At 71.1% G+C, this 24,899-nt stretch carries 23 protein-coding genes and 2 pseudogenes; 9 read left to right on the top strand and 16 right to left on the bottom strand.

Features of this window, described 5'->3' with window-relative positions:
• Nucleotides 1-209: 209 nt before the first annotated feature.
• The 5 genes and pseudogenes from ACIQE0_RS12145 to ACIQE0_RS12125 all read right to left on the bottom strand — a co-directional run.
• The gene (locus ACIQE0_RS12145; RefSeq protein ID WP_402331023.1) at nucleotides 210-1,277 is read right to left on the bottom strand and encodes a hypothetical protein; all 1,068 of its coding nucleotides are present in this window, start codon (nucleotides 1,275-1,277) and stop codon (nucleotides 210-212) included.
• The gene (locus ACIQE0_RS12140) at nucleotides 1,277-2,380 is read right to left on the bottom strand and encodes a site-specific integrase (protein ID WP_402331022.1); all 1,104 of its coding nucleotides are present in this window, start codon (nucleotides 2,378-2,380) and stop codon (nucleotides 1,277-1,279) included. The genes ACIQE0_RS12145 and ACIQE0_RS12140 overlap by 1 nt, the downstream gene beginning before the upstream one ends.
• Complete coding sequence (locus ACIQE0_RS12135) at nucleotides 2,322-2,774, bottom strand: hypothetical protein (protein WP_402331020.1); 453 nt, start codon at nucleotides 2,772-2,774, stop codon at nucleotides 2,322-2,324. Before ACIQE0_RS12135 ends, ACIQE0_RS12140 begins: the two co-directional genes overlap by 59 nt.
• Before the next feature lie 5 nt (nucleotides 2,775-2,779).
• On the bottom strand, nucleotides 2,780-3,442 hold the full coding sequence (locus ACIQE0_RS12130) for a hypothetical protein (protein WP_402331018.1): 663 nt from the start codon (nucleotides 3,440-3,442) through the stop codon (nucleotides 2,780-2,782).
• 548 nt (nucleotides 3,443-3,990) lie between these two features.
• Nucleotides 3,991-4,611, bottom strand: a pseudogene (locus tag ACIQE0_RS12125) (hypothetical protein); the annotation flags it as partial.
• Between the two features lie 185 nt (nucleotides 4,612-4,796).
• Between ACIQE0_RS12125 and ACIQE0_RS12120 the strand changes: the two are divergent.
• The 3 genes from ACIQE0_RS12120 (at nucleotide 4,797) to ACIQE0_RS12110 (ending at nucleotide 6,878) form a co-directional block, all read left to right on the top strand.
• Nucleotides 4,797-5,174 (top strand): hypothetical protein, encoded by a 378-nt coding sequence (locus ACIQE0_RS12120; RefSeq protein WP_402331017.1) that lies wholly within the window; start codon nucleotides 4,797-4,799, stop codon nucleotides 5,172-5,174.
• A 342-nt stretch (nucleotides 5,175-5,516) separates the two neighbouring features.
• Nucleotides 5,517-6,410, top strand: coding sequence for a TIGR03620 family F420-dependent LLM class oxidoreductase (locus ACIQE0_RS12115; protein WP_402331016.1), 894 nt, complete (start codon nucleotides 5,517-5,519; stop codon nucleotides 6,408-6,410).
• Nucleotides 6,411-6,524: 114 nt separating this feature from the next.
• Nucleotides 6,525-6,878 carry an ArsR/SmtB family transcription factor gene (locus ACIQE0_RS12110; RefSeq protein ID WP_402331014.1) on the top strand — a complete coding sequence of 118 codons (354 nt, stop codon included), beginning with the start codon at nucleotides 6,525-6,527 and terminating at the stop codon, nucleotides 6,876-6,878.
• A gap of 134 nt (nucleotides 6,879-7,012) precedes the next feature.
• Here the strand turns inward: ACIQE0_RS12110 and ACIQE0_RS12105 are convergent, their stop codons facing one another.
• The 4 genes from ACIQE0_RS12105 to ACIQE0_RS12090 form a co-directional block, all read right to left on the bottom strand.
• Complete coding sequence (locus tag ACIQE0_RS12105) at nucleotides 7,013-7,960, bottom strand: CPBP family intramembrane glutamic endopeptidase (protein WP_402331012.1); 948 nt, start codon at nucleotides 7,958-7,960, stop codon at nucleotides 7,013-7,015.
• A gap of 177 nt (nucleotides 7,961-8,137) precedes the next feature.
• The gene (locus ACIQE0_RS12100; protein ID WP_402331010.1) at nucleotides 8,138-8,533 is read right to left on the bottom strand and encodes a RidA family protein; all 396 of its coding nucleotides are present in this window, start codon (nucleotides 8,531-8,533) and stop codon (nucleotides 8,138-8,140) included.
• Nucleotides 8,534-8,665: 132 nt separating this feature from the next.
• Complete coding sequence (locus ACIQE0_RS12095; RefSeq protein ID WP_402331008.1) at nucleotides 8,666-9,445, bottom strand: alpha/beta fold hydrolase; 780 nt, start codon at nucleotides 9,443-9,445, stop codon at nucleotides 8,666-8,668.
• A gap of 138 nt (nucleotides 9,446-9,583) precedes the next feature.
• The gene (locus tag ACIQE0_RS12090; RefSeq protein ID WP_366333525.1) at nucleotides 9,584-10,852 is read right to left on the bottom strand and encodes an MFS transporter; all 1,269 of its coding nucleotides are present in this window, start codon (nucleotides 10,850-10,852) and stop codon (nucleotides 9,584-9,586) included.
• Nucleotides 10,853-10,924: 72 nt separating this feature from the next.
• Between ACIQE0_RS12090 and ACIQE0_RS12085 the strand changes: the two genes are divergently transcribed.
• Nucleotides 10,925-11,680 (top strand): DeoR/GlpR family DNA-binding transcription regulator, encoded by a 756-nt coding sequence (locus ACIQE0_RS12085; protein ID WP_366333523.1) that lies wholly within the window; start codon nucleotides 10,925-10,927, stop codon nucleotides 11,678-11,680.
• 77 nt (nucleotides 11,681-11,757) lie between these two features.
• Here ACIQE0_RS12085 and ACIQE0_RS12080 read toward each other — a convergent pair whose 3' ends face one another.
• Nucleotides 11,758-12,690 carry an NADP-dependent oxidoreductase gene (locus tag ACIQE0_RS12080; protein WP_402331006.1) on the bottom strand — a complete coding sequence of 311 codons (933 nt, stop codon included), beginning with the start codon at nucleotides 12,688-12,690 and terminating at the stop codon, nucleotides 11,758-11,760.
• Nucleotides 12,691-12,772: 82 nt separating this feature from the next.
• Here ACIQE0_RS12080 and ACIQE0_RS12075 point away from each other — a divergent pair, with 82 nt between their 5' ends.
• Entirely contained in the window at nucleotides 12,773-13,153 is a 381-nt protein-coding gene (locus ACIQE0_RS12075) for a winged helix-turn-helix transcriptional regulator (RefSeq protein WP_384090647.1), read from the top strand.
• Between the two features lie 220 nt (nucleotides 13,154-13,373).
• Here ACIQE0_RS12075 and ACIQE0_RS12070 read toward each other — a convergent pair whose 3' ends face one another.
• A complete protein-coding gene (locus ACIQE0_RS12070) occupies nucleotides 13,374-14,114 on the bottom strand; it encodes a VC0807 family protein (RefSeq protein WP_402331005.1) in 741 nt (246 codons plus the stop codon).
• A gap of 419 nt (nucleotides 14,115-14,533) precedes the next feature.
• Here ACIQE0_RS12070 and ACIQE0_RS12065 point away from each other — a divergent pair.
• The 4 genes and pseudogenes from ACIQE0_RS12065 to ACIQE0_RS12050 form a co-directional block, all read left to right on the top strand.
• Nucleotides 14,534-15,610: pseudogene (locus ACIQE0_RS12065) on the top strand (NAD-dependent epimerase/dehydratase family protein); the annotation flags it as partial.
• 84 nt (nucleotides 15,611-15,694) lie between these two features.
• Complete coding sequence (locus ACIQE0_RS12060) at nucleotides 15,695-16,378, top strand: glycosyltransferase family 2 protein (protein ID WP_402331078.1); 684 nt, start codon at nucleotides 15,695-15,697, stop codon at nucleotides 16,376-16,378.
• The gene (locus ACIQE0_RS12055) at nucleotides 16,375-17,106 is read left to right on the top strand and encodes a DUF2064 domain-containing protein (protein WP_402331003.1); all 732 of its coding nucleotides are present in this window, start codon (nucleotides 16,375-16,377) and stop codon (nucleotides 17,104-17,106) included. Before ACIQE0_RS12060 ends, ACIQE0_RS12055 begins: the two co-directional genes overlap by 4 nt.
• A gap of 59 nt (nucleotides 17,107-17,165) precedes the next feature.
• Nucleotides 17,166-18,560, top strand: a complete 1,395-nt coding sequence (locus tag ACIQE0_RS12050) for a hypothetical protein (RefSeq protein WP_402331076.1) — start codon at nucleotides 17,166-17,168, stop codon at nucleotides 18,558-18,560.
• Nucleotides 18,561-18,605: 45 nt separating this feature from the next.
• On the opposite strand, the gene ACIQE0_RS12045 is transcribed toward ACIQE0_RS12050, so the two are convergent.
• The 5 genes from ACIQE0_RS12045 to ACIQE0_RS12025 all read right to left on the bottom strand — a co-directional run bounded on the left by ACIQE0_RS12045 (nucleotide 18,606) and on the right by ACIQE0_RS12025 (nucleotide 24,873).
• Entirely contained in the window at nucleotides 18,606-19,328 is a 723-nt protein-coding gene (locus ACIQE0_RS12045; protein ID WP_366333513.1) for a methyltransferase domain-containing protein, read from the bottom strand.
• 124 nt (nucleotides 19,329-19,452) lie between these two features.
• Nucleotides 19,453-19,989 carry a hypothetical protein gene (locus ACIQE0_RS12040; protein ID WP_366333511.1) on the bottom strand — a complete coding sequence of 179 codons (537 nt, stop codon included), beginning with the start codon at nucleotides 19,987-19,989 and terminating at the stop codon, nucleotides 19,453-19,455.
• Nucleotides 19,986-21,272, bottom strand: a complete 1,287-nt coding sequence (locus tag ACIQE0_RS12035; RefSeq protein ID WP_402331074.1) for a molybdopterin-dependent oxidoreductase — start codon at nucleotides 21,270-21,272, stop codon at nucleotides 19,986-19,988. Before ACIQE0_RS12035 ends, ACIQE0_RS12040 begins: the two co-directional genes overlap by 4 nt.
• Nucleotides 21,273-21,913: 641 nt before the next feature.
• Entirely contained in the window at nucleotides 21,914-22,492 is a 579-nt protein-coding gene (locus tag ACIQE0_RS12030; protein WP_366333509.1) for a DJ-1/PfpI family protein, read from the bottom strand.
• A gap of 380 nt (nucleotides 22,493-22,872) precedes the next feature.
• Nucleotides 22,873-24,873 carry a collagenase gene (locus ACIQE0_RS12025; protein WP_402331000.1) on the bottom strand — a complete coding sequence of 667 codons (2,001 nt, stop codon included), beginning with the start codon at nucleotides 24,871-24,873 and terminating at the stop codon, nucleotides 22,873-22,875.
• Nucleotides 24,874-24,899: the final 26 nt, after the last annotated feature.

Here is a 24,899-nt window from a genome sequence, read left to right as displayed (position 1 = left end):
TGGGCGCGTGCGAGCAGGTCGTGCTGGGCGTCCTCGACGATGGCCTCGACAGCTCTGCGCTGGGCCGGCGTCGTGGCAGTGAGATAGTGATCGCCCTCAACGGCCGGGCTGTGGTTCGGATCGATCGTCGCCCGCCCGCCCGCTGCCGGTCCAGGTCTGCTTGTCGCGCATCGCGTGGTGGGTGGTACGTATCCTGGCCCGGTGGATTTTCAGAGGTCTGCCGTCAGCACCGATGATGCCGTGACGCTGGGCCCACCTCTGCCGGGGGCACTCGAAATCTTCTGGGCCGCGAGGGCGGGGTTGCCCGGACGAGCCAGGCAGAGCCAGAGCCGATCCCGGTCTCCGGGCGGCATGAAGCTCCTCAGCAGCGCGGAATGCGCGAGCCACTGTTCCAGCAGGCGCACGGCCCGGCGTGGCAGGTTCAGGCTCTCGGCCGCGGTGCGGCCTTTGACGTAGGACAGCAGGATCGAGGCGTCCCCGGCCCAGTCCACGTCTCCGATCCCCAGCCCGTCGATGCCGTCCGGCACGATGCCGCAGTAGATGCCGAACAGCAGCCGGTAGGCGATCGCCGCGTCTAGGTGAGGGAAGAGACTTTGGAGAGCTTCGTGGAAGTCAGCGGCCCCCTGCCGGTGGACGACCTCGAACGTCACGCCGAGGGTCCGTGCAAGGTCGGGGGTTCCGATGGGTCCGACCCGGGACAGCAGCCATCGGAAGTTCTCCGGTGTCCAGCCGCCTTCGACAGGATGTCGGCCGCGTGTGGCGGTGACGAGGGCCTGCCGGTGAGCGGCGTACGTTTTCTCGACCACGGTGCGGCAGACGGTGGTGAGGCGGTCCCACTCCTCCTCCGGGTAGGGCGGCAAGGGCTTGCGATAGGGCTGCGGGTTGAAGTTCCTTCCGTTCGCGAATTCCTCCACCCCGGGTGCAAGGCCCCCACCGCCTGCGGTGAAGCCCATGATCATGCGGCGCGTGTGGGCCTCGCGGCCCATCGAGGTGCCCATCCAGTACCCGGCGAGCACGCCACGGCTCAACTGGTCGGCACCGCCGGTGAATCCTCGGCTTGCGAGGGTCCGCACCATGTGACGGGCGGAACTGACGTAGTGCATGACACTGCCTGCGGCATCGACCGTCCCGTGCGGATGGACGAGTTCGGCCAGGCCGCAGGCCAGATCCCGGGCCAGCTGGGGGTTCGGTAGGCCGTCCAGGGCGAACTCCGCGCGGCGGCCGTCGCTGAACACGCAGGCGATACCGAGCGGTTCATCGATGGGCATCGCCGGCATCAGGCGCCCCCGTCCTCGAAATCGTCGGAGAACTCCGCCGCGGCCTCGCGTTCGGCCGTCGCGTCGCAGGTCAGCCCAGCCGCAGCCCCGGCACCCTCGTATGCATCCCGGTAGATGAGAGTCGTATCCAGGCGCCGGAGGTACTTTTCCGTCGTCAGAACAGTCGAGTGACCCAACAAATCACGCAGCACCAGCAGCGGGTCCGCCCTGGAGAGGTAGAAGATCAGCGCGGCGTCCGCGTCCGTGTCCCGCACCAGCTTCGCTGCCTGCCGGTAGTGCCCGGTGACCAGGTACTCAAGGGTCCTCATCGAAAACGTGTGACGGCATCGGTGCGGCCAGACATGCGGGAAGCGGGGCTCGAAGCGGGCCCGGATCCGGTCCGAGGTCCGTTCGAAGACCGTCGCCCAGGCAGTGAAAGGGCCACCCCCGTTTTTCACCGCGAGCAGGCACGAACCACCGCTCGGGGCGACCAGACGGCGGCGCTCGGCCGGGGTGAGCAAGTCCCACGAGCGGCGGACTCCGTTGACCCGACCGCCCCGCGGGTCGGGGTGGGTGACCATGAGCGGTTCGCCCCACCGGCGCGGCGGCATCCAGCCGGAGCCCTCCGTGGTGGCCGCGCGGTCCAGTTCCAGGTAGTCGTGCAGCCCGGCGAGGGCCTCGTAGGAGGTCCACGTGGTACGGAACTTCTTGCCCTTGGTGATCCCAGCCGGCACCGGGAACGGGATGGGAACCCCGGTCGGCTCCGGCGGCAGGGCGGGGATCTCCCAGGGCAGGAGGTAGGTGAACTCCTGCAGCCGCATCCCACTGGCCAGCGCGTGATCCCCGACCGCCCCGTTGCGGGTCAACTCCCGCCCATGGAAACCAGTGTCCTGCGAGCCGTCCGGGGCGAGCCCGCGTAGCCCCTTGCGGAACAATTCGGTGAAGTCCGGCTCCAGGTACTTGATCGTCACGTGCGGCTTCGGGGTGCGGCGCACCGCCAGATTCACCCGCACCTCCCGGCTGGTCCCGGCGAACAGAGCCCGCGCGGCCCGGTAGGTGAACGGCTCAGCCGCCGCGTACCCCTCGTGCATCGCCCACCGGTAGAACAGCGACAGGATGCTCATGTGCTGGCCCCCGCGTCGTCGCCGCGAACCGAGCCTTCAACGGACCCGCCGCCCGATGCTCGGCGTACCGGCTCAGCCCGGCCTTCAATCGCTCGCGCGAGTCGAACAGGCCCACCCCGTGCTCGGCCAGGAACTCCATCCACTCCTTGACCGCTCGCGCGTAGTTCTCCCACGAACTCGGCGCCGGCGCCCCGCTGGCCGGAAGCTCACGCAGCCACCGATTCACCACCACCGTCGGACGCGGCACAGCGGGTCCGTCCTCGAAGCGCAGGTCGTCGTCGACGAGCACGGGCATCCGCTCGGGGATCAACGGCCGATGCTCGACGTCCCAGGACTCCCAGCCTCGGGACGAGAAGAAACTCAAGATCATGGGCGCTGACAGTAGAAACACCACACGGCTCAGCGCAAAGCCCAAACACCCAGGCCACCAGCCCCGCTGAAGTCAATCGCCACACGGAAACTAAGCAGAGACAATGTGCGCAGGTCGTGAAGAGTCCAGTTGGCGCCCAGGAGCTCGTTGGCGCGGTTGAACATCATGCGCGCCGCGTCGTACCCCAACGGCCGCCAGGGGCGGCGCAGAGTCCACCACAGCGGCTGCGCGCGGCTGCGGGGGAAGCCCTTGTTCCAGGATTCTTCCTGGTAGAGCCGCAGCCAGACGAACGCGTCGGGGGTGGCGGGCAGTTCCTGGTAGGCGCGCGTGCCCTTGCGGATCACGCCGATGGTCTGCTGGCCGACGACCGCATCACCCTGCTTGGCCGTGAGCAGTTCCTCGGCGCGGGCGCCGGTGGCGACCCAGAAGGCCAGGAGGGCACGATCACGGTGCGAGCGGAGACCCGCGAAGACCTCGGTGTACTTCTCGTCGGGGATGCGGCGCGGGATCCGCTTGGGGACCTTGGGCCGGTAGAGGCCGGTGCGCTGCTTGTTGTGTTCCTTCTCTGGGTTGTGGTGGGCGTTGGCTCGCGCCGAGCGCCGGCTTCGGACCAGGGGAAGGGATTGACCAGCAGCGATCCGGTGTTGCGCTCCAGGTGGAAGTCGTAGAAGGTCCGCAGCGCCGTCTCGCAATGCGCCCGGGTAGTGGGCGCGTACTTCTTGCCGACGATGGGCTTGCCCGTCACCGGGTTCGGAGATCCCGGCGCCGGACTGTCACGCCGGGCCGGAGGTATCGCAGCAGGGTCCTTGCCGCGGTGACGCCAGTGGACACGTACCGGCTTGTCCGCCAGCTTCATCCACAGCATGAAGTCCCGGGCATCCTCTCGAACCGCGCGGTCCCACTCGATGCCGAAAGCCCACAGGTAGCGCCACCAGCGCAGCAGATCCATCCCGTACGAGCGTGGCGTCAACGGCGAACTGTCCGCTGCCATCAGGTCTCTGAGGTACGTGGCGACAGGCTCGATCGGCCGTCCGAACGAGTCCAGCACCTGATACGGCTCCCAGGGGTCTCCCGTCTCCAGTAATTGGCCTAACTCAGGCAGCACAAAGTTCTTCAGATCCCTGCCGGGACGCTGTTCACCGGACATGCCGGGAAGCTAGCAGAAACCCCAACTGACCTGCGAGAACACGTGAGTTAGTTCGGTCAACGTGCCTCACGCCAAGAACCACCTCTAGATAACGGTGAGCCGCGCGAGTTCGGCCGCGACCCCGTACAAGTCGTTCTTGAGGGGCCTGGACCTGCTCTCGCCCAAGAGTCCTACGACGTAACGGAGTTGCCCGACCACCGCTGGTCGCAGCGTTTCGCCGCCGTGCTGGTCGTCGCGCCGCCAGTAGTCCTCGATCGACGCCCGTAGCGCTTTCAAGGTGGATGGGCTCGGATCGGGTGCCGAAGTCAGGGCAAGGATGCTGTCCACGTCCGCCCCGGGAAGGTCCACGGGCTTGGGCTGCTCTGGCAACAGCGACGGAGATTCGGCTGCCGGCTCCCGATCGGTCACGGTGAGGGACGGAGGCGTCTCCCATATCCGGCGGGCCAGCCCCAGCATGTGGCCTGGGATGCGCAAGCCGTCCGCGATGCGTTCGACCACATCCATGTGCTGCAAGCGGCGTTCCCCGGCGATCACTTCACCGACGCGGCTCGGGGTGAGATCGCACAGGCGGGCGATCATCGATGGATAGATGCCGGCCTGCTTCTTCACCAGCCGGAACACTCTGCTGAAGTCGCGGACCCGGCAGGCGCCGATCATCTCGGGATCGGTGAGCAGCCTGGTGGGAAGTTCGCGTGGCTGGGCTGACTTCGGCATGCGGTTGGCTCCCGCCGTTGAAGCTACGCGATGTCGCTCATCATCTACGGCTGGTGATGTTACCCAAGTTGGGTAATCAGCTGGGCCTTTGGCGGCCGTGCCCGCGTCGCGATGCTGCTGTGCATCGGTACCGGGCGGCTGCGACGTCTCCCGGCCTCAACAGCCCCTTGCCCGGGAGGGCCAAGATGACAAGGATCAGCACCAGAACCCCGGCCGTCCTCTATGTCTGCGCAACCCGTAGCGGACAGCCCCATGGCTTGGCCGAGCAGCGGGCCGTCGAGGAAGGCCACAGCTTCGCCGAGAAGCACAGCTTGCAGATCAAGGCGGAGATCTCCGACCCGTACGGGGAGCCGAACCCCTGCCTGCGCTCGGGGTGGCGGCTGGTGAGGGAGATGGCGGAGCGCGGTGAGGTCGACGTCGTTCTGACGCGCTGGCCGACCGCGCTGTCCTCCAAGCCCGAGCTGCGGTATCCGGAGCTGGATCACCTGGGACGCCACGGTGCGCAGCTGCTCTTCACCTGGGCGCCGTTGAGTGCGATGGCCGGTAGCGGGGCGGCACGGTGAGCGGCCGGCATGCGAGGGAGAAGCCGTCCCGTCCTGGGCTCGCTGTGGCTTTGTTGGGGGCCTTGGGCCTGATGCCACCTGCCCTCCTGATCGGCGGGGCAGCGAGGGCCGACAGCGCGCCGGTGCCGGTCTCCCGGGCCGATTCCGACTTCCAGACGTCTGTGCGGTGGCTGGATGGGCAACGTGCGTGGCAGCCACGGGACTTGAGGTGGCATCAGGCGCGACGGTGTCGTGCTCGCCGGCGGTGGTGGCCTGCTTGCACTTCATATCGGGATTCTGCGATAGTTCGATGTGTTGTTGATCGTCGGCGGGGTGCCGGCGACGTGCCGGAGGAGACGCGCCATGGGTGGGATTGACGGTCTGGATCTCGGGAAGTTCGGGATCTACACCTTCGACTTCGAGAACCAACCGGCGGCGCTGATGCGCGAATCCGTCCGGGAGTTGGAGGAGTCGGGGTGGCGGGCGTTCTGGGTCCCCGAGGTCGGCGGACGCGAGGCGCTGACGCACGCCGGCTTCCTGCTCTCCTGCACCGAGTGGATGCATGTCATCAACGGCATCGCCCGGATCTGGCCCCGCGACGCGCGATCGACCTACGGCGCGAGCCGACTCCTGGCCGATGCCTATCCCGACCGGCATGTGCTGGGCCTGGGGTTCGGCGGCGAACCGCGGCCCGGCGTCAAGCCGTTGGCGGCGATGAACGCCTACCTCGACGAACTGGACGCGCTCGCGGGTGCCGACCCCCAGCCGCGGGCCCCGATGCGCCGCGTCCTGGCCGCGTACGGACCCCGGATGCTGGAGTTGGCGCGTGAGCGCTCGGCCGGGGCGCACACGTACCACGTCAATGTGGCGCACACGGCGCAGGCGCGGGAGATCCTCGGTTCGGACCCGTTCCTGGGAGTGGAGCAGGCGGTGCTGTTCGAGTCCGACCCCGAGGTGGCGCGCGCCCGTGCGCGGGAGCATCTGCGCGGGTATCTGGCCACGCCGTACAACGTCGCGAAGTTCCGCCGGCTCGGCTACGCGGAGGAGGAGATCGCAGGCGGCGGCAGTGACCGGCTCGTCGACGACTTCGTGTTCTGGGGGGACGTGGATGCCATCGTCGAGAAGCTGCACGGTCATCTCGGCGCCGGTGCCGACCACGTCGGCGTGCAGGTGATCGGGGTCGAGCCGGGGCGCTCCGCGATGCCGTACTGGCGTCGGCTCGGTGACGCGCTGCTGCCGGGGAATGACGGTGCCTGATCTCGTGCGGGTGTGGTGGTGCGGCGATTTTGAGCGTCGCCTGCCCCTCTCGCTCCGCACCACCTCGTATCGAAGTTCTTCGAAACGTCGGTAGTAAACTTATACTCGGGGTCCATGACAGACACCGCACCCGCACCCGCGACCGCACCGGATGCTCCCGATCCCGAACTGCTGGATGTCCTGCGGGCGTTGGCCAATCCGATGCGGTTGCAGATGCTGTGGTGGCTGCGGGATCCGGTGCGGCACTTCGCGGAGTGGGAAGCGATCGCCGACCCGATCGAGGTGGGGGTCTGCGTGAGCCACCTCCAGGCCAAGGCGGGACTCGCCCAGTCGACGGTCTCGGCGTATCTGGCGGAACTGCAACGCGCGGGACTGGTGCGGGCGACGAGGGTGGGCAAGTGGACCCACTACAAGCGCGATGAACAGCGCATCGCCCATGTCGTCGCCCTGCTCGGCCGGACGCTGTAGGGAAGCGCCGGGCGTGCGGCAGGCGGAGCAGGGGGCCGGGCGCCGCGCACGGCCCGGGACTTCGCCATGGAGCTGCTACGGCCGGCCGCGTCGGGAACCGCCTGGCGGCCGGCGTGAAGGCCGGCCGTTCGGCGTCATGCCGTGGTGGCGAGCGGTGCGCGGGCGGGCAGTTGAGGGGGACCGGTGACGCCGGGCGGCATCCGGAGCCTTCCGGTGAGGGCCAGGAACGCGACCAGCGCGCCCATGACGATCCAGCCGGGCCAGCCGGTGAGTCCCATGTGCAGCGGGTCCAACCGGGCGGTGGGGTCGGCGCCTTGCTTGACCATGCCGACGCTCGCCGTGCTGACGAAGGCGTGCGCGAGGACGGCGGGCAGCACCGAACCGGAGCGCAGTCGCAGCCAGGTGAAGATCGGCAGGACGAGGGTGCAGCTGACCAGCATCGCGGGGACCGAGACGTACCACGGCCGGCCCGGATACTGGCCGCCCATCAGCAGCGTCGGTAGGTGCCAGAGCGCGAAGGCGCAGCCGGTGAGCAGGTACGCCGGCAGCAGGCGGGTGCCGCTTCCCGACCGGGCCAGGCGTGGGAACAGATAGCCCTGCCAGCCCAGTTCCTCGCCGAAGAACAGCGGCAGCGACACCGCGATCTGCACCAGCATGCCGACTGCCCACGTGCCCGTGGTGCCCCAGTGCAGTTCGCCCACCGGGTAGACGCCCGCGGCGCTGCCGAGGGCGAGCGCGGCGACGGTCAGGCCGGCGGGCACGGCGAGCCCCGTCAGACAGGCGCGCACGCCTCGTCCCCACGGACGCGGCCAGCGCAGGGCGAGGGCGTCCCGTACCCGACCGCCCGGCTCGACCAGGCGGATCACCAGGAGCGCGGCGAGGGCCGGGGCGAACATCGCGGCCGCGATGCACACTTCCGCCAGCGCACCGGTCTCCTCCCGCGCGTCACCACGTTGGAAGCCGCTGATCAACAGTGGCGACATCGCCGCCCACATGCCCAGGTTCGCGAGCACGAGGTACACCAGCGGCCCGCGCCGCCGTCGCAGGGGCTGCCGCCCTGCCTCTGCCGGGAGATTCGTCATGACGAGGACGCTATGGAGCCGCCGGGCGCCGGGGAATCCGGCTGTCCCCAGTGTTTCCCTCCGGCTGTCCCGACCTCTGGGGCGTCCACCCGAGCATCCTGCGGCCGCTCGGACGCCCCGCGACCCGCACGGGGCAGCCGATGGCGACGCGCTACACGCCGCCGGTCGATCGGGGCCTCAGGAATCCGCCGGTACCACTGCCCATGCCTCGACCTCGGCTCGGAAAGCCGGGTTCACCAGCCCCGCGACCTTCACCAGTGAACAGGCCGGCGGGTGTTCGGCATCCTGGTGCTCGTCCCGGACGCGGCGGAAGGCGTCCAGGTCCGCCAAGTCGGTCAGGTACACCGTCAGTTTGACGATGTGGTCGAGGCCGGAGCCCGCCGCCCTCAGGGCGGTCTCCAGGTTCGCGTAGATCTGGCGTATCTGGGCCTCGGCGTCGCCCTCGCCCACCAGCCGGCCGTCGGCGTCCGCGGGGACCTGTCCCGAGACCACGACTATCGGTCCAGTGAAGGCCACCGCATGGCTGTAGCCGTTGGTGGGCGGTGCTCCCTCGGGCCGGATGAAGTGCTCCATCGTCGTGCCTCCGTCTCTGTTTCGTCGGATGTGCCGGGCGGTTTTTGGCAGGGGCCGGTGTCCGGGGCCCGCGTCGGGCCCGCGAGCGCCCACCGCGGGGCCCGGTGCCCGCCACCCCAACGCGCCCTGCCGTCAGGCCTGTTCGGGATCGGTGAGTGCTGCCGCGGTGGCCTGGGCGAAGGCGTGGGGGTTGTCGAGCATGATGTTGTGTCCGCAGTCCGGGACCGGGCGCACGCAGACGCCCGCCGCGGTGAGTTCGTCCGCGCCGGGAAGCGGTCCGTCGGCGGCCGGCAGCAGGTAGGTGCGCGGGATGTCCAGCTTCAGCAGCTGTTCCCGCAGGGACGGGGTGGTGCCGCGGGTGAGGTGGACCGCGCTGCGGTGCAGGGCCTCGCGTCCGGCCAGGCGCATGGTGGACCACCAGTGCGCGTCGACCCGGTCGCGGATCTCCGCCCAGCCGCCGGCGAGGTATTCGGCCTCGGAGTAGTGGGCGATGCCGGTGCTGCCGCCGGCGCCGGCGCGCGGCTGGATCGGGTCCAGGTTGGCGTCGATCAGGACCAGTCGGGAGACCAGCTGCGGGTGCCGGGTGGCCAGGACGATGGCCACCGAGCCGCCCATGCTGTGGGCGATCAGCTGTGCGCCGGAGACCCCCGCCGCGGTCAGGGCGGTGGCCAGGGCGTCCGCGTGGGTTTCGAGGGTGTAGTCGGCGTCCGTCGGGCGGTCGCTGAGGCCGTGGCCGAGCATGTCGATCAGCAGCGAGCGGTGGCCGGCCAGCAGGGGGTGGGTCGCGCTCGCCGCGAAGTAGGCGGGCGAGGTGGCGCCCAGGCCGTGCACGTAGACGCGGGTGGGCTCGCGGCCCGGCAGTTCGACCCAGCGGATCCGGTCGCCTTGAGTCGTCGCTACGGCGCTGTGCACGGTCCGGGCTCCTCATGATCACGGTGGTGAACGGAGGATGAGCGTAGCGGCCCGTCCGGCGATCCTGCCCTGTGCCCCCTGTTCGTTCTGTTCGTTCGTTTCGCCGGCGGGCCGGAGCGGGCGCGCTCGTCGGGTGTGTCAGGTGAGCGCCGCCGGGGTGGCGTCCGATGCGGCTGTCGTCGGCCGGGGGCGCAGGATCGCGGACGCGGCCGCGGCGACGAGGCAGAGTGCCACGGGCAGGAGGAGGGTGAGGTTGAGCGGTACGGCGTGGGTCAGCGGGCCGATGACGGCGGGGCCGGCGAGCATGCCGAGGTAGCCGAGGCCGGCGACCCGGGAGACGTTGGCGCCGGCGTTGTCGTGGTCGAAGTGGCCGGCGGCGCTGAAGAGTTGGGGGACGCAGCCGGAGAGTCCGGCGCCGAAGACGGCCCAGCCGGTCAGGGCCAGCGGGATCCAGGGGGAGAGGGCGGCCGCGGTCAGACCGGCGGCGGCCGCGGCGGCGCCGTAGCGGAGGACGGCCACCGGGCCGAGGCGGGCGGCGATCCGGTCGGCCAGTAGGCGGCCGAGGGTCATGGCGGTGGCGAAGGCCCCGTAGGCGAGGGCGGCGGTGGCGGCGGGCGCGCCCAGGACCGTGCGGAGGTGGAGCACGCTCCAGTCGTTGGCGACGCCCTCGCACAGCATGATCATCAGGGCGAGGGCGGCCAGTACCCAGATGTGGCGCGGTGTGGTGCGCCGGGGGCGTGGGGTCGGGGCGGTGGCGTCCGGGGACGCGGAATCCCGCTGGTCGGTGCGTGGGGTGGCCTGTGGGCCGGTCGCCGGGAGCAGGGCCGGTGCGGCCAGTGCGGCGGTGAGCAGGCCCAGCAGGGCCACCGCGCCGAGGGCCGCCGCCGGGCTCCAGCCCAGGGCGAGCGTGCGCGCGCCCACGAGGGCGGCCAGGACGCCGCCGATGGAGAAGGTGGCATGGAACGCCGACATGACGGGCCGTCGGTAGTCGCGCTCGACCTGGACGGCATGGGCGTTCATGCTGACGTCCAGGCAGCCGTTGCCGAGTCCGAGCAGCAGCAGCGCGGCCCCCAACGTCCAGGCGTGGGTGGCCAGTCCGGGCAGGATCAGGGTGAGGCTGCACAGCGCCGCGCTGAGCGGGACGACGGTGCGGGCGCCGAAGCGGTCGGTGAGCGGCCCGACGAGCTGCATGCCGGCGAAGGCGCCCGCGCCGAGCAGCAGCAGGAGCCAGCCGAGTACGGCATGGCTGATCCCCGCTCGTTGCTCGATGGTCGGGATATGGACGATCCACATTCCCATCAGGAAGCCGTTGAGGGCGAAATAGGCGAAGGTGGCCGCCCGCCCGGCCCGCAGCCGGTCCGGCGGGGTGTCCGGACGCGTCCCGGTCCGGGATGTCTGAGTCTCCATGCAACGAACATAGCGAACGGAATTTCTGTTCGGAAGTTGCGTTCCGGGTGCGTGGTGCGTTCAAATGTGGCTATGGCTGGCACAGCGCGACTGAAGCGGATCACCGAGGCCGTACGCGAAGCGGGCAGCATCGGCGTCGCGGAACTGGCCGAGTTGACCGGCGCCTCGGAGATGACCATCCGCCGCGACCTGGAGGCGCTGGCCGCCCAGGGCGTCATCGAGCGGTACCGCGGGGGAGCCAGGAGCCTGCTGCTGCGCGGGGAGGAGCCCCCCTTCGCGCTGCGCGCACAGGAGGGGCGGGAGGCCAAGCGGCGCATCGCCGCCGAGGTCGCCGAGCTGATCGCGGACGGCGAGTCGATCGTCCTCGACGGCGGCACCACCTGCCTGGAAGTGGCCCGGGCGCTGGCCCACCGCCGGCTGACCGTCATGCCGCTCTCCCTGCACGCGGTCAACGCCCTGGCCGACGGCCCGCACCTCACCCTGCTGGTGCCGGGCGGCCGGCCCCGGCCCGGCGAGCTGACCCTGACCGGCCCGCTGACCGAGGCGTCGCTGACCGCCCTGCGCTTCGACACCGCCGTCATCGGCTGCTGCGGCCTCACCGCGGAAGACGGCCTGACCGCCTACGACTTGGAGGACGCCGCCATCAAGCGCACCGCCATCGGCTGCGCCCGCCGCGTCATCGCGGTCGCCGAGGCCGGCAAGCTCTCCCGCACCGCCCTCGCCCACGTCGCACCGGCCGACGCCCTGCACGCCGTCGTCACCGACGCCGCCCCGGACGACCGGACGGACCGCCTGACCGCCGCCGGCGTGACCGTCCGGACGGTGTGACCGATGGCCTCCGGAACCCTCCTCCTCGTCCTCTTCGACCTCTTCGGTGTCCTCGCCCGTCCGCGATCGGCCGGCTGCTAGACGGTGAGCACGAGCTTGCCCTGGAGGTGACCGCCGTCGAGCAGCCGGTGCGCGTCGGCGACGCGCTCGAACGGAAACGTCTCCTGCACGTGGACCCGGAGCCTGCCCTGTTCGACGAGTGCAACGAGACCGCGCAGGGCGACCGGATCGGGGTCGACCGCGATGCCGCTGAAGCGCATGCCGGCCGCCTCGTACTTGGCGATGAGGTCCGGGTCCTCCTCGGCGACCGCCGTCACCAAGTGACCGCCTGGGCGGAGCACTTCGAGCGACCGCTCCACGGTGTCGCCGCCGATCGTGTCGAGTACGACGTCGATGTCGCGGACCGCCTCGGCGAAGTCGACCGCCGTGTAGTCGATCACCTCGTCAGCGCCGAACCCCTCGACGAACTTCCGCTTGCCCCCGCTGGCGGTCGCGACAACGTGCGCGCCGAGCGCCTTCGCGATCTGGATCGCGACGTGGCCGACCCCGCCCCCACCACCGTGGACCAGGACGCGGTCGCCCTCGGTCACGCCGGCGAGGTCGACGAGGCCCTGCCATGCCGTCAACCCGACGACCGGCAGGGCCGCCGCCTCGACGTGCGAGAGCGAGGCCGGCTTGCGTGCCAGGTGCAACGCCGGCGCCGACACGACCTCGGCGTACGCGCTCGCCGCCCGCGGGAACAGCGGCATCCCGAACACCTCGTCGCCGGGCCTGAACCTATACGTCAGCGGCCCCTCCTCGACCACGCCGCTGATGTCCCAGCCGAGGATGAACGGCGGCCGGCCGAGCAGCGGCGGGAACTCGCCGGCGCGCAGGAGCGCCTCCAGCGGGTTCAGCCCGATCGCCTTGACGCGGACGAGAACCTCGGTGGGCAGGGGTTGGGGCTCGGGCGCGTCCACGATGGTGAGCACCTCGGGACCGCCGAGCATCTGCTGGGTGATGACGCGCATGACTCTCCTGGTTCTTTCAGGGGGAGGGGGAAGAGAACCCAGGCTAGGTTTTTGATAGGAACCAGCAGGTACCTTTGGCGCCATGAGCGGTTTTGGCCCCGGTGATCCCTTTCTCTCCGACTGTCCGGCGCGTCTGGCGGTCGAGCTGATCGCCGACAAGTGGACCGTGGTCGTGCTCTACGGCCTCAGCAAGGGCCCAGTACGCCATGGCGAGCTCATCAAGCTGATCGGCGGCATCTCCCGCAAGATGCTCACCCAGACCCTCCGACGGCTCGAGGCGCACGGACTCATCCGCCGCCACGCCTACGCCGAGGTGCCGCCCCGCGTCGAGTACGAACTCACCCCCCTCGGGGCGACGCTGATCGATCCGATCCACATGCTGACCGAGTGGGCGAGGGCGAACGGCGACGCGGTGCTCGACGCGCTCGACGCCGATCCCGAGCCGGTCACCCCTGGCGACTGAGGCCCCCGCCAGGGCACTGAGCATCGTCTCGACCGCTACTCGGTGTCGGCAGGGGAGCGTGACGTCGGCCGTTGCCCTGGCCGGCTTCCGGCGCTTCGTAGGAGAAGGCGTACCCGAAGTGGCGGACTCGGGCGAGCGGTTGCCCGGAGACGAGCCGTCGCGACGACTCGTCCGGCTGTGTCCTCCGACGGCCGGAGGGCGCAGTCGGGGGGCGATCGGATCAGTCGCGGCCGCGTATCAGGGCGAGGGCGCCGTTGCGGCGGCCGTGCAGCGTCACGACGGCCTGTGCCAGGCCCAGCGTGACGACCAGCAGCACGACGCCGAGCGTCGGCACGCTGTCGAGGGGGAGCGTATAGGCCATCACCACGCGGATGAGGGCGTCGAGGAGGAACGCAACACCCCATGCGACGCTGGCCACTTGCATCCATCGGCGGACGACGGGGTTGCTGTGCCACAGGCGGTCCAGGCGGTGCGCCATACCGGCCGGAGCGGCCTTGACCGCCGCGTCCAGGAGGAACGGGCGGGCCGTCGCCAGGGAGCCGAGGATCCACAGGCCCAGCGCCGCGGTGACCCAGCTCTCCCGTGCCAGCAGCGTGCGGGCGTCGCCGGTGACCATGGCGACCAGTACCGAGAGCACCATGGCGGCGATCACGAACAGCGCGGTCGGATCTACGCGTCGCTGGCGCGCCCAGGTGAGGAGGATGCCGGCGAGCGGTGCCAGGCCCGAGAGGATCAACGCCGGCAACTGGCCGATCCCCGCGGCCCGGCTTCCGTAGAACACCGCGAGTGGGACTGCCACATCACGTGCCAGAGCCGTCCATGCCCGTGCCGTGGACGGTTCCGATTCCTCGGTGCGTTCGGGTGCGGCGGCGGTGCCCCGGCGTTCGGTGTTCGCGTCGCCTGTTCCGTGCACTGGTAACTCCTCGTTGGTCACTTCGGTGTTGTCGATGTACGGGCTCACGCTCGTCCCCTCGTCGTGGCTCGGTCGAACGGCTCCACCGGATCGCGGTGGAGGACCGCCTGCTCGGTGATCCCCGCCCGCCGTGCGTTCCCGGTCGGTGACGCCTGGCGCAACCCCGGTATCCGCGAGGCCCTCGCGCGCAGTTCGCCGACTGCGCACGCCGCGCCTCCTCGATGAGGGTTCGCTCCTGCTTACCGCGCGCTCGATTTTTTGACCGTGCGGTAAAAACGTAGCATGCGCGCTCCCGTCGAGGGACGGGTTCCGGCGGCATCGCCCGTTGCCCCAACCTGCTTCGGTGCGGGACGCGTACGCCTTCTCGGCGCGCGCTCGGCCGACTGGCGGAGGCCGGCCCGTACGGAGTCGCGACGTGCTCGTCGTGGCGCGCGCCGTGACGGGGTATCGCGCCTAGCGTGATCGGCATGCGAGTACTGGTTACCGGCGGTGCCGGATTCATCGGATCGCAGGTCGTCGAGGCGCTCCTCATGCGTGGCCATGAGCCCGTCGTGCTCGACGCACTGCTGCCCTCGGCCCATGCGGAGCCCCCGCCGCCGCGCCCCGGGGTCCGCCGCATCGTCGGGGACGTGCGCGAGCGGGCGGTCGTCGAGGCGGGCCTGGTCGGCGTCGACGCGGTCTGTCATCAGGCGGCGATGGTGGGTCTGGGCAAGGACTTCGCGGACGCGCCCGACTACGTCGGCTGCAACGACCTGGGAACGGCCGTCCTACTGGCGGCCATGGCCGGGGCGGGGGTGCGTCAACTGGTGCTGGCCGGCTCGATGGTGGTCTACGGGGAGGGGGACTACCGCTGCCCCTCCCACGGCCCGGTGCGGCCGGGCCCGCGGGCGGTCGCCGATCTGGAGGCCGGGCGGTTCGAGCCGGGGTGCCCGCGCTGCGGGGCTCCGTTGCTGCCCGGTCTGGTCCGCGAGGACGCGCCCGTCGACCCGCGCAACGTGTACGCGGCGACCAAGCTCGCCCAGGAGCATCTCGCCGCCTCCTGGGCCCGGGCCACCGGCGGCCGGGCCGTCGTGCTGCGGTACCACAACGTCTACGGTCCGGGCATGCCGCGTGATACCCCGTATGCGGGGGTGGCCTCGTTCTTCCGGTCGGCGCTCGCCCGTGGCGAGTCACCCACCGTCTACGAGGACGGCGGCCAGCGGCGGGACTTCGTCCATGTCCGGGACGTCGCGGCGGCCAACACGGTGGCGCTGGAGGCCCTGCCGGGCCGAGCGCCGGGCACGCTGACCGCCTACAACACCGGCAGCGGGCACCCGCACACCGTCGGCGAGATGGCCCGGGCGCTGGCCGAGGCGTACGGCGGGCCGGAACCGGTGGTGACCGGGGAGTACCGGCTGGGCGACGTCCGGCACATCACCGCCTCCTCGCAGCGGATCGGCGAGGAGCTGGGATGGCGGGCGGAGACCGGATTCGCCGAGGGGATGGCGCAGTTCGCGCGGGAAGGGATGCGGGAGCGGCCACCGGCGGGCACCCGACCGGGAACGCGGGAGGGGACGGGGAAGGGCACGGCCCCGCCCGGCGCCGGTCCGACGGCGGGGCCTGCGCGCGGCGGGTCCCGCCCGGCGTCGGTGGACGTCGTGCTGCCCTGCCTGGACGAGGCGGCCGCGCTGCCGTGGGTGCTGGAGCGCATCCCGGACGGCTGGCGGGCCATCGTCGTCGACAACGGGTCGACCGACGGCTCCGCCGAGATCGCCCGGGGTCTCGGTGCCACCGTGGTCCAGGAACCGCTGCGCGGCTTCGGTGCCGCCGCTCACGCCGGGCTGCTCGCCGCCGACGCGGACATCGTCTGCTTCTGCGACTGTGACGCCTCGCTCGACCCGGCCTTGCTCGACCCGTTCGTCCGCGCCGTGCGCGACGGGCAGAGCGATCTGGTGCTGGGCCGCCGCCGCCCGCAGGGCCGGGGTGCCTGGCCGCCGCACGCCCGGGCCGGCAACCTCGTCCTGGCGCGGATGCTGCGCCGGCGTACCGGGCTGCGGCTGCGCGATCTCGGCCCGCTGCGCGCCGCCCGCCGCGCCGCGCTGCTCGACCTGGATCTGACGGACCGCCGCAGTGGCTATCCGTTGCAGATGGTCGTCAGGGCCGCCGACGCCGGCTGGCGCATCGAGGAGCGGGATGTGCCCTACCGGCCGCGTACCGGCCGGTCGAAGGTGACCGGCACCTGGCGCGGTACCTGGTACGCGGTCCGCGATATGCGCGGCGTCCTCAACCAGCCGCCGCTGACGGCCCGGGTGCCGGAGACGGTGCCGCGATGACCCGGCCCGCAGAGCGTCCAGCGGGTCCGCGGGACGAGCCGGGCGGCCGGCCCGGTCGGTCGCGGACGACGACCGGTCCGGCCGCGCCGGTCGGTCCGACGACGGTCCTGGTCATCGCGAAGGAGCCGGTGCCCGGACGCGTCAAGACCCGCCTGACGCCGCCCTATTCCCCTGATGAGGCGGCGCAGTTGGCCGAGGCGGCGCTGTGCGACACGCTCCGGGCCGTCCGTGCGATGCCCGCCCGGCGGCGGGTGGTGGTCCTCGACGGGCGGCCGGGCGACTGGTTGCCGCCGGGCTTCGAGGTCCGGCCTCAGGGCACCGGCGGCCTCGACGAGCGGCTGGCCGCGGCCTTCGCGGACAGTGCCGGACCGACGGTGCTCATCGGCATGGACACCCCTCAGGTCACCCCGCAACTCCTGGCCCCCGCACTGGACATCGGGGCCTGGGACGACTGCGATGCCTGGTTCGGGGCGGCCGAGGACGGCGGGTTCTGGGCGCTCGGCCTGGCCGCCCCCGATCCCGGTCTGCTGCGAGGCGTCCCCATGTCCACCGCCCACACCGGCGCCGCGCAGCGCGCCCGGCTGACCGCCGCCGGGCTCCGGGTGCGGGACCTGCCGCCGCTGCGCGACGTCGACACCGCGGACGATGCCGAGCGGGTCGCGGCCGTCGCTCCCGGCGGCCGGTTCGCCGCCACCCTGGCCCGGCTGCGACCGACGGACCGCCGGTGACCGCCCGCCCGCTCCGGCAGGACGGTGGAGACGTACGCGAGGACGGCGAGCAGGCCGGGTTGCCTGCCGATGGCGCCCCGGCGGCCGCGCCCGGACGCAGGCGGGCCGGGGTACGCGATCTTCGGGCGGTGGCGGCCGCGGTGGCGCTGTTCGTCCTCGCGGTGGTCGTCGGGAACGCCGTCAATCGGACCGTCTACGGGACCGAGGGGATTCTGCGACTGGGGTGGCCGCCGCTGTACGCGTCGTGGTTGCCGCACTGGGGCCCCGGGACCCCGGCCGCACTTGTGATCGCCGCACTCGTGGTGGTCTACGGCCCACGCGCCGCGCGGCGACTGCCCTGGCGGGCGTTGGTCCCGGCGGTATGGGGCGGGTCGATGGCCTGGATCTGGTCGCTGGCGCTCGTGGACGGCTGGCAGCGGGGAGTCGCCGGGCGGCTCACCACGAGCATGGAGTACTTGCGGTCCGTCGCCGACGTCCATGAACTGCCCGCGTTCCTTGGGGACTTCACCCACCACATCGTGGCCGACTCGCCGCACAACTGGCCCGCGCATGTGGCCGGCCACCCGCCCGGCGCGCTGCTGACGTTCGTCGGTCTGGACCGGATCGGGTTGGGCGGAGGTGCCTGGGCCGCGGCCTGGTGCATCACCATCGGGTCGTCCGGCGCGGCCGCGGTCCTGGTGACGGTGCGGGCTCTGAGCGGTGAGCGCCTGGCCCGGCTGGCGGCTCCGTTCCTGGTGCTGGCCCCGGCGGCGGTGTGGATCGGGGTCAGTGCCGACGGCTATTTCGCCGGCGTCTCCGCCTGGGCCCTCGCCCTGCTCGCCCTGGCGGCCACCGGCACCACCCGGGTGCCCCGCCTCACGGCTCTGGGAGGCGGACTGCTGCTGGGGCTCGCCTGGTATCTCTCCTACGGGCTGACCGTCCTGGTCGTGCTGTGTGCGGCCGTGCTGCTCCTGGCCCGTTCCGCCCGGCCTCTGCCGTACGTGGCGGCGGGTGCGATGCCCTGGGTGGTGGGGTTCACCGCCCTGGGATTCTGGTGGCCCGAGGGGTACACGACCCTCGTCGAGCGGTACTACCAGGGCGCCGCGAAGGTACGCCCGTACGCCTACTTCGTCTGGGCCAACCTGGCGGCCCAGGTGGTGACGGTGGGTCTGGCGACGGTCGCGGGGCTGGGGCGTGCCTTCCCCCGGGTGCGGCCGGCCGTGCGGCGGATGCGGCGTGCGGCACCGAGCGGGGCCGGCGCGCTGTCCGTACTGGTCGGAGCGGCCTTGTGCATGGTGCTGCTCGCGGACGTGTCCGGGATGAGCAAGGCGGAGACGGAACGCATCTGGCTGCCCTTCGTCCTCTGGTTGCTGCCTGCCTGCGCGTTGCTTCCATGCCGGATGCACGGCCGGTGGCTGGCGGGGCAGGCCGCCCTCGCACTGCTGGTCAACCACCTTCTGCTGACGGGTTGGTGACGGTGAATCATTGACTCTCCGCGCGACCCGAAGGGGCGGCCCGCCTCAGTGCGGTCTGCCGGCCGGTGCCGGGCCGCGGTCGGGGCCGGTGCCACGAGGTTGCCGCAGGACGAGGAAGTGGCGGTCGTCCAGCGTCCAGTGGTCTCCGGTCCGCCAGCCGGTGGCCGCCGCCTTGCGGCGCAGCGCGGGGATGCCGACGCGGGCCCAGGGAAAGGGACTGCCCAGGTGGCCGCGGCCGTCGTCGAACCGCACGTGAAGCCTTTCGTCGACGTCCTGGGGTGCCGCTTCCACCAGCAGCGTCCCGGCGGGAGCCACGAGCGAGCCGATGCGCGCCAGCAGCGCCTGCGGGTCGCCGCCGATACCGATGTTGCCGTCCATGAGCAGGGCGGTGGTCCAGAGTCCCTCGCCCGGAAGTCTGTCGAAGACGGACCGGCACAGCGCGATGCCTCCGGTGTGCTCGGTCCGCGCGACGGCCGCGCGGCTGATGTCGATGCCGAGCGCGACGCGGCCGCGTACGCGCAGGGCGCTGACCAGACGGCCCGGTCCGCAGCCGATGTCGAGGATCGCGCCGTGGCAGCGGCGCAGGACGCTGAGGTCGGCGGGGTCCGGTGCGGCGCACCAGCGGTCCACCTCCGACAGCAGGATGCCGCCGTCCGTACAGCGCATGTACAGGGGGCCGCGGCCGTTCGCGAGCGCGTGGGCGTAGGGGTCCTCGTGCCGGACGCGGTGGCCCGCGCCGGGCTCCGGTGCCTGTTCGTCGACGCTCATCGGACGGCCCCCTCTGCGCACCGCGGCCGGGCCTCGTGCCGTGCTGCGTGCCCGGTCGCGATGCGTGGTGCGGGGAGGAGAGTTGAGCGGGTGCGGTGCCGCGCGGGCGGGTCCTGTCCGGGGATCATCCGGGCTTCTCCGGCCGGGCGTCGCGCACCGGTGGCCGGCGGGACCGCGCGCGCCACAGGGTGACCAGCAGGCATACCGCGGAGAGGGCGAAGAGCGCGGCGGTGATCAGCAGCCAGCGCCCCCAGAAGACGTCGGCGGGCAGGGTGGTGTAGCCGGTGAAGCCCGGGACCCGGCGGAGGATGAGCGGGTACCAGACGAGGAGCAGCAGCAGGGCCACGAAGGCCGGTACCCGGAGGTAGTTGAGGCGACCGGTCACCGGACGGGAGGGGCGTGCCGCCGTCTCGCCCCGGCGCTTGTGGAAGAGGGTCTGCAGGGCGCGGTCGGTGACGGTGTAGAGGGGGAGGAAGACCAGGTCGTGCAGGAGCGCGGCGCCCACGAACCAGATGGCGATGCCGAGCGGGTTCCCTTGCAGCAGTTGGAATCCGGCGTAGCAGGTCAGGGCGAAGGAGCACAGGACGAGCAGCAGGTGCCAGAGGGAGCCGCCGTAGCGTGCGCGGATGCCCTTGGCCCGGCCTTGTGCCGGACCCTTCATCGTGGCGCTCCGAAGGTGAGGCGGGTGACCCATTTGGTCTGGTGCACACCGGGGTTGGCGGGGACGATGATCCGCGCGGGATAGCCGTGGTCCGTGGAGAGGTCCGCGCCGTTGACCCGCAGGGCCAGCAGTGACCTCGGATCGCGGACCTGGTTGTCGCGCAGGTGGACGGCGCTGAAGGCTCCGGTGCGCTGGGCGGACTCGACGAAGACCCCGGGCGGGCTCTCCCGGAACCCGACCAGGGCCGCCAGGTCGCGTAGCCGTACGCCGCTCCAGTCCTGGTTCTCGGTGGACCAGCCCTCCACACAGGCGATCGGCAGGGCCGCCGTGTGCTGCGGCAGGGCCAGGACCTGTTCCCGGGTGAAGCTCCGTTCCTGGCCGGGGCCTCGGAGGACCAGGCGCCAGGCAGGCCCGATGTCGTGGGTGCGGATACCGACCTGCGCGGCGGGCTTGTTGACCTGGAAGCCGTTGGGGCCGGTGCCGGGTTCCTGGCCGCGCGGCGCCAGCAGCGCGGTTTTGCGGAGGGCTCCGCCGATGCTCTGACCTGCCGTCACGATGAGCAGGGCCAGCGACCCGGCGCCCACCATGCCGAGCGCGCCGCGGCGGGACATGGTGGGGGGTGCGGGGTCGGGAGTCACCAGTCCGGTGTCGTCCGGCGGTTCGGGTCGGGTGTGCGCGGTGGGGGTGCGTAGCTCGCTGCGCCAGCGGCGGCTGCGCAACGCCGTTGCCATGGTGGGGATGCGGAAGGCGATGTGTACGACGAAGGCGCCGATGAAGATCCAGGCACCGTAGAAGTGCAGGGTGTAGAAGGAGCCGGGGAAGATGTAGTGCAGCTGGATGTTGAGCACGCCCGTGACGAACTCGAACAGGACGCCGCCCACGAGCAGCAGCAGCGAGAGCCGCTCCAGCGCGTGGCGCGGTGACCGCAGCGGTGGCCATGCGAACAGCTTCGGAATGACCGACCACAGCTTCGCCAGCAGGACGGGGATGAGCACCACGCCCAGGGTGACGTGGACTCCCTGGGTCAGGCGGTAGAGCCAGTAGGGCCGGGTCGGCCAGGGGAAGAGGTAGAAGCCCAGCCAGCCCTTGTCCGGCGTGTGGTCGTTGCTCGGTGCGAGGTTCGGGTTGTAGGCGGCATACGACAGCAGCCCGGTCACGAACATCACGGTGATGCCGATCAGCAGGACCAGGCCGAACACCGAGGTCAGCCAGGGCCCCCGCAGAGGGCTGCGCCAGAAACCCGGGCGCGCGGGGCCCGGTGGCGGAGTACTCGGCAGCGCGATCGGCCGACGAGGCGCGGCGGCACGCCGTTCGGCGGTCGCTCCGGTGCGGTCGGAAGGGCGGCTCGCCGGGCGGCCGGCGGGGCGCTCCGCAGCACCGTCTGGTGGCTGCGGACCGCCGCCGGCCCGCCCCTCCGGTCTGTCGGGCTCCGGTCGGCGCGGCTCATCGCCACGGTCACTACCCTCCACATCCGTCCCTTCCGGCGGCCAGGACACCGTGACCGCCACGCACGGCCACCGTATGCGGCATAACGGTCACAACACGCACAAGATAGCCATTGATGAACTCTTTTGGAGTTAGTGGCTATTTCGCTGCGGTGGTGGTGAGGTGGGACGCGGGGCTCACTGAAGTCGATGTCGGGGAGGGCGAAGGCGATGCCGAACACGTCGGCACCGTTCGAGGCCAGGGTGTACGTGCCGACGGTGGTGACGCTGTGGTTGTCGGCCTCGACGTAGGCGGTCGTGATCGGGCCGGATTTCGTGGCTGCGGTGGCCGGAACATCCGTGGATGATCCGCTCGTAGGACTCTGTCAACTCACCTGGGACGGGTGGTGTGTTGAGGTCTCCGGTTTCCCCCGCTGCGCTGCCGGTGCTCTGACCGCGGCGGTTCCGGGGCGGGTCGCGGCCCGCCCCGCACCGTCGCGTCAGCTCCCCGCGGGCCTCTCCGCCGGTGCGTGCTCCCGCAGGACGTCCATGAACGCCCGCATCCACTTCGGGTGGTCCGGCCAGGCGCGGGCCGACACCACCTTGCCGTCCACCACCGCCGGGCCGTCCACGAAGACCCCGCCGCCGAGCTCCACCTCCGAGGAGCAGGCCGGATAGGCGGACGTCCGGCGGCCCTTCAACACCCCGAGCGGAGCCAGCATGAGGGCCGCGTGGCAGATGTGCGCGACCGGCTTGTCCACGTCGAAGAAGTGGCCGACCACACGGCCGAAGTGCGGGTCGTGCCGCAGGTATTCGGGCCCCCGTCCACCGGGCAGGACCAGTGCCGCGTACTCCGTCGGATCGACCTCGGACAGCGCCAGGTCGGCCGGCCAGGAATGGCCCGCCGTCTCCGTGTAGGTGTCGAAGCCCTCGACGAAGTCGTGCGTGACGAACCGCAGTTTCTTGCGCGATGGTGCCGCGACGTGGACCTCGTAGCCCTCCTCCAGCAGCCGCTGGTACGGGTAGAAGAACTCCAGGTCCTCGCTGGCGTCACCGGCGACGATGAGAATCTTGGTCATACGGAACACTCCTCGCGGTGTCGATCGTCTCGGAACCATCGGTTCCCCGGCGACGCGCGTCCCTCACCACCCGAGGGGAAAAGAGCGCCCCGAAGGCGGCGCACACGGGTCGGAGGCGATGCGGCTCGGCCCCGGAGCAGGGCGATCGGCACGTGAGGCGCGGCCGGCAGGCTGCGCGGCAGCGGCCGCGGAAGTGGGAGCGACACCGACGGGCCGAAGCCGCGGTGAAGGACCTTGTCCTGCCGACGCCGGGCTACTGCCGTGACCGGCGATCGGTGAGGCCCTCCGACGGCCGGCGGCTGTGGGGAAGGCGCCGGCCGTCGAAGGGCCATGGCCGTGCGGTGCGGGTGTGCCGCCGCCGGGCCGGGTGGAGCTGTCGGTCAGTGGGACGGTCGGACCGGCGTCAGGTGTGCCGACGGCGCGGTCTTCGCCCCGGGCTGGGCGGCGCAGGCACCGCCCGCGCAGGCGGTGAGCCAGGAGTCGAAGTCGGCGTCGTAGCGTGTGCCGATGGTGGAGTTGTAGACCGCGTAGCCGCCCTGGTAGTCGCCGGTCCGGAAGTGTCCGAGGATGTTGGCGACGTCATCGGGGTGCTTCTCGATCATGTAGCGGGCCGCGAGGTAGCCCCAGGGGTAGGTGCGAGTGGTGTCGGTGTTGCTGTAGGTGGTCTGGAACAGGGTGCTGAGCTTGTAGGTGTGCTTGCCCGCCTCGCTGACCGCCTCGTCGTCGGTCTTCTTGCGGTAGGTGTACGAGACGTACTCGGCGAGGCCCTCTATCCACCAGACGTCCGGAACCGACGTCTGCTGGGCGAAGTCGCCCTTCATGTCGTCACGGGCGTCGAGGTAGTGCGTGTACTCGTGGTTGAGGTTCCAGATCCGGGCCGGGAAGCCGTTGTCGTCGCTCCTCTGGTACATGAGGGACATCGGCTTGTTGTCGGCTTTGGTCGGGTCCCCGATCAAGGTGATGCCGCCGTTGTTGGTGTCGACGCCGAAGATGGCCCCGGCGTAGGTCTGGTAGTCGTTGCGACTGCCGAACACCACGAGCTGGATGGTCGATTCGTGCTGGTCGGGGATCGGGCCGTTGTTCTTCACGACGTTCCGGAAGAACGGGTCCTGGCTCAGCAGGCTGGTGCAGGCGGCGTTGAGCTCGTCCGAGGTCAGCGACTGCGCCTTGATGGTGTGCGTCGCGTCGCAGGGGTGGCTGATCGGCAGCGCGGCCTTGGCCAGCTGGTCGGGCAGGTTGCAGACGCCGTAGAACGAGCAGTTGTCCCTGTCGTAGGCGGCGGCGTTGGAGGCGACGGTGACCCACAGGGACGCGGTCGGGCCGGTGATCTTCGAGGCGTCCAGCAGGCCCTTCATGAGCGGCTTGACTTTGTCCCGAAGCTCCTGGTGCTCGACGTACCGCGCGACGTTCATGCCGGCGTTGGAGTCGAGGTAGGAGTTCTCCTTGCCCAGCAGGTCCAGGTGGTCGAGTGCGAACTTGTCGAGGGTGTCGACGATGCTCGGGTCGGCCGTGACCGCCTTGACGTAGTCGGGGTTCCAGTTTCCGCGCCAGAGAGGCGTGTAGACGTCGTTGACGGCGGCCAGCATGCTGGGGAGGGAGTCGTAGGAGCTGTTGTACCCGCTGAGGAACTGCTTGTAGACGTTCAGGTAGCGGGCCTGCTCGTTGGCGCTGTCCGTGAGGATCAAGACCTCGCCCAGGACGTCGCCGTTGCCCGAAGTGACGTCCTTGGAGTGCGAGTTGGCGAAGAAGGTGTCCAGGCTGCCTTCGATGGCCGTTGCCAGCGTCGGGCCGTACTTTCCGACATCGTCCGGATGGCCGTACTGCACGTAGTAGCCGGCGCGCAGGAACAGCACCAGCTGCAATGCGTTTTCCTTGTTGTCGCCGGGGTACGCCGCGGCCGCGTCCTTGAAGGCGTTGGCCACGGTCACCATCTGCTCTTCGCGGAAGATGTCGTGTGCGTCTTTGCCGCTGACGCTGAACAGGGTGTTGACGCAGGCCGTCTCCGAGGCCTTGACGAACGTGACCAGGTCGGCTCCGGTCCGGCCGCCGAAGTCGGACGGACTGCACGAGCCCGCGCCGTGCTGCGTGCCTTTGTGCCGTGCCGCAGCAGTCGAAGAAGTGGGGGGATTCTTCGCGTTGAGCGGGCGGAGCTGGGTGACGCCGACCGATCGGCCCTGTTGCGCGGGCCGTTCGTTCGCGCCGACTGCCGGGCCGGTCGGCGGTATGGAGTGGGGGGTGGTCCGGGCGGTGGTGGCGGCCGGCGCCTGCGGCGCGGCCAGTGCCGGTGCGGTCAGTGCCGGCGCGGCGAGCAGGCCGGCTGTGGTGACGCAGGCGGCCAGGCCGCCGGCCAGACTTCTGGGCAGGGGGAAGCGGTAACGCATCCGTGCTCCTTCGTGGGCAGATGCGC

This window comes from Streptomyces sp. NPDC093097 (genome assembly GCF_044754325.1).
In the GTDB taxonomy this organism is placed as follows: domain Bacteria; phylum Actinomycetota; class Actinomycetes; order Streptomycetales; family Streptomycetaceae; genus Streptomyces.
Note: the sequence above shows the minus strand (reverse complement) of the source record. Positions and strands in the feature narration are given on the sequence as shown.

Bases quoted from the DNA above. Each gene is read 5' to 3' on its own strand.
- ACIQE0_RS12045 (WP_366333513.1), bottom strand. From the start codon at position 19,328: ATGAGCGTCGACGAACAGGCACCGGAGCCCGGCGCGGGCCACCGCGTC.
- ACIQE0_RS12030 (WP_366333509.1), bottom strand. From the start codon at position 22,492: ATGACCAAGATTCTCATCGTCGCCGGTGACGCCAGCGAGGACCTGGAG.
- ACIQE0_RS12075 (WP_384090647.1), top strand. From the start codon at position 12,773: ATGAGCGGTTTTGGCCCCGGTGATCCCTTTCTCTCCGACTGTCCGGCG.
- ACIQE0_RS12100 (WP_402331010.1), bottom strand. From the start codon at position 8,533: ATGGAGCACTTCATCCGGCCCGAGGGAGCACCGCCCACCAACGGCTAC.
- ACIQE0_RS12055 (WP_402331003.1), top strand. From the start codon at position 16,375: ATGACCCGGCCCGCAGAGCGTCCAGCGGGTCCGCGGGACGAGCCGGGC.
- ACIQE0_RS12120 (WP_402331017.1), top strand. From the start codon at position 4,797: ATGACAAGGATCAGCACCAGAACCCCGGCCGTCCTCTATGTCTGCGCA.
- ACIQE0_RS12090 (WP_366333525.1), bottom strand. From the start codon at position 10,852: ATGGAGACTCAGACATCCCGGACCGGGACGCGTCCGGACACCCCGCCG.
- ACIQE0_RS12105 (WP_402331012.1), bottom strand. From the start codon at position 7,960: ATGACGAATCTCCCGGCAGAGGCAGGGCGGCAGCCCCTGCGACGGCGG.
- ACIQE0_RS12140 (WP_402331022.1), bottom strand. From the start codon at position 2,380: ATGAGCATCCTGTCGCTGTTCTACCGGTGGGCGATGCACGAGGGGTAC.
- ACIQE0_RS12085 (WP_366333523.1), top strand. From the start codon at position 10,925: ATGGCTGGCACAGCGCGACTGAAGCGGATCACCGAGGCCGTACGCGAA.
- ACIQE0_RS12145 (WP_402331023.1), bottom strand. From the start codon at position 1,277: ATGCCGGCGATGCCCATCGATGAACCGCTCGGTATCGCCTGCGTGTTC.
- ACIQE0_RS12110 (WP_402331014.1), top strand. From the start codon at position 6,525: ATGACAGACACCGCACCCGCACCCGCGACCGCACCGGATGCTCCCGAT.
- ACIQE0_RS12025 (WP_402331000.1), bottom strand. From the start codon at position 24,873: ATGCGTTACCGCTTCCCCCTGCCCAGAAGTCTGGCCGGCGGCCTGGCC.
- ACIQE0_RS12040 (WP_366333511.1), bottom strand. From the start codon at position 19,989: ATGAAGGGTCCGGCACAAGGCCGGGCCAAGGGCATCCGCGCACGCTAC.
- ACIQE0_RS12115 (WP_402331016.1), top strand. From the start codon at position 5,517: ATGGGTGGGATTGACGGTCTGGATCTCGGGAAGTTCGGGATCTACACC.
- ACIQE0_RS12080 (WP_402331006.1), bottom strand. From the start codon at position 12,690: ATGCGCGTCATCACCCAGCAGATGCTCGGCGGTCCCGAGGTGCTCACC.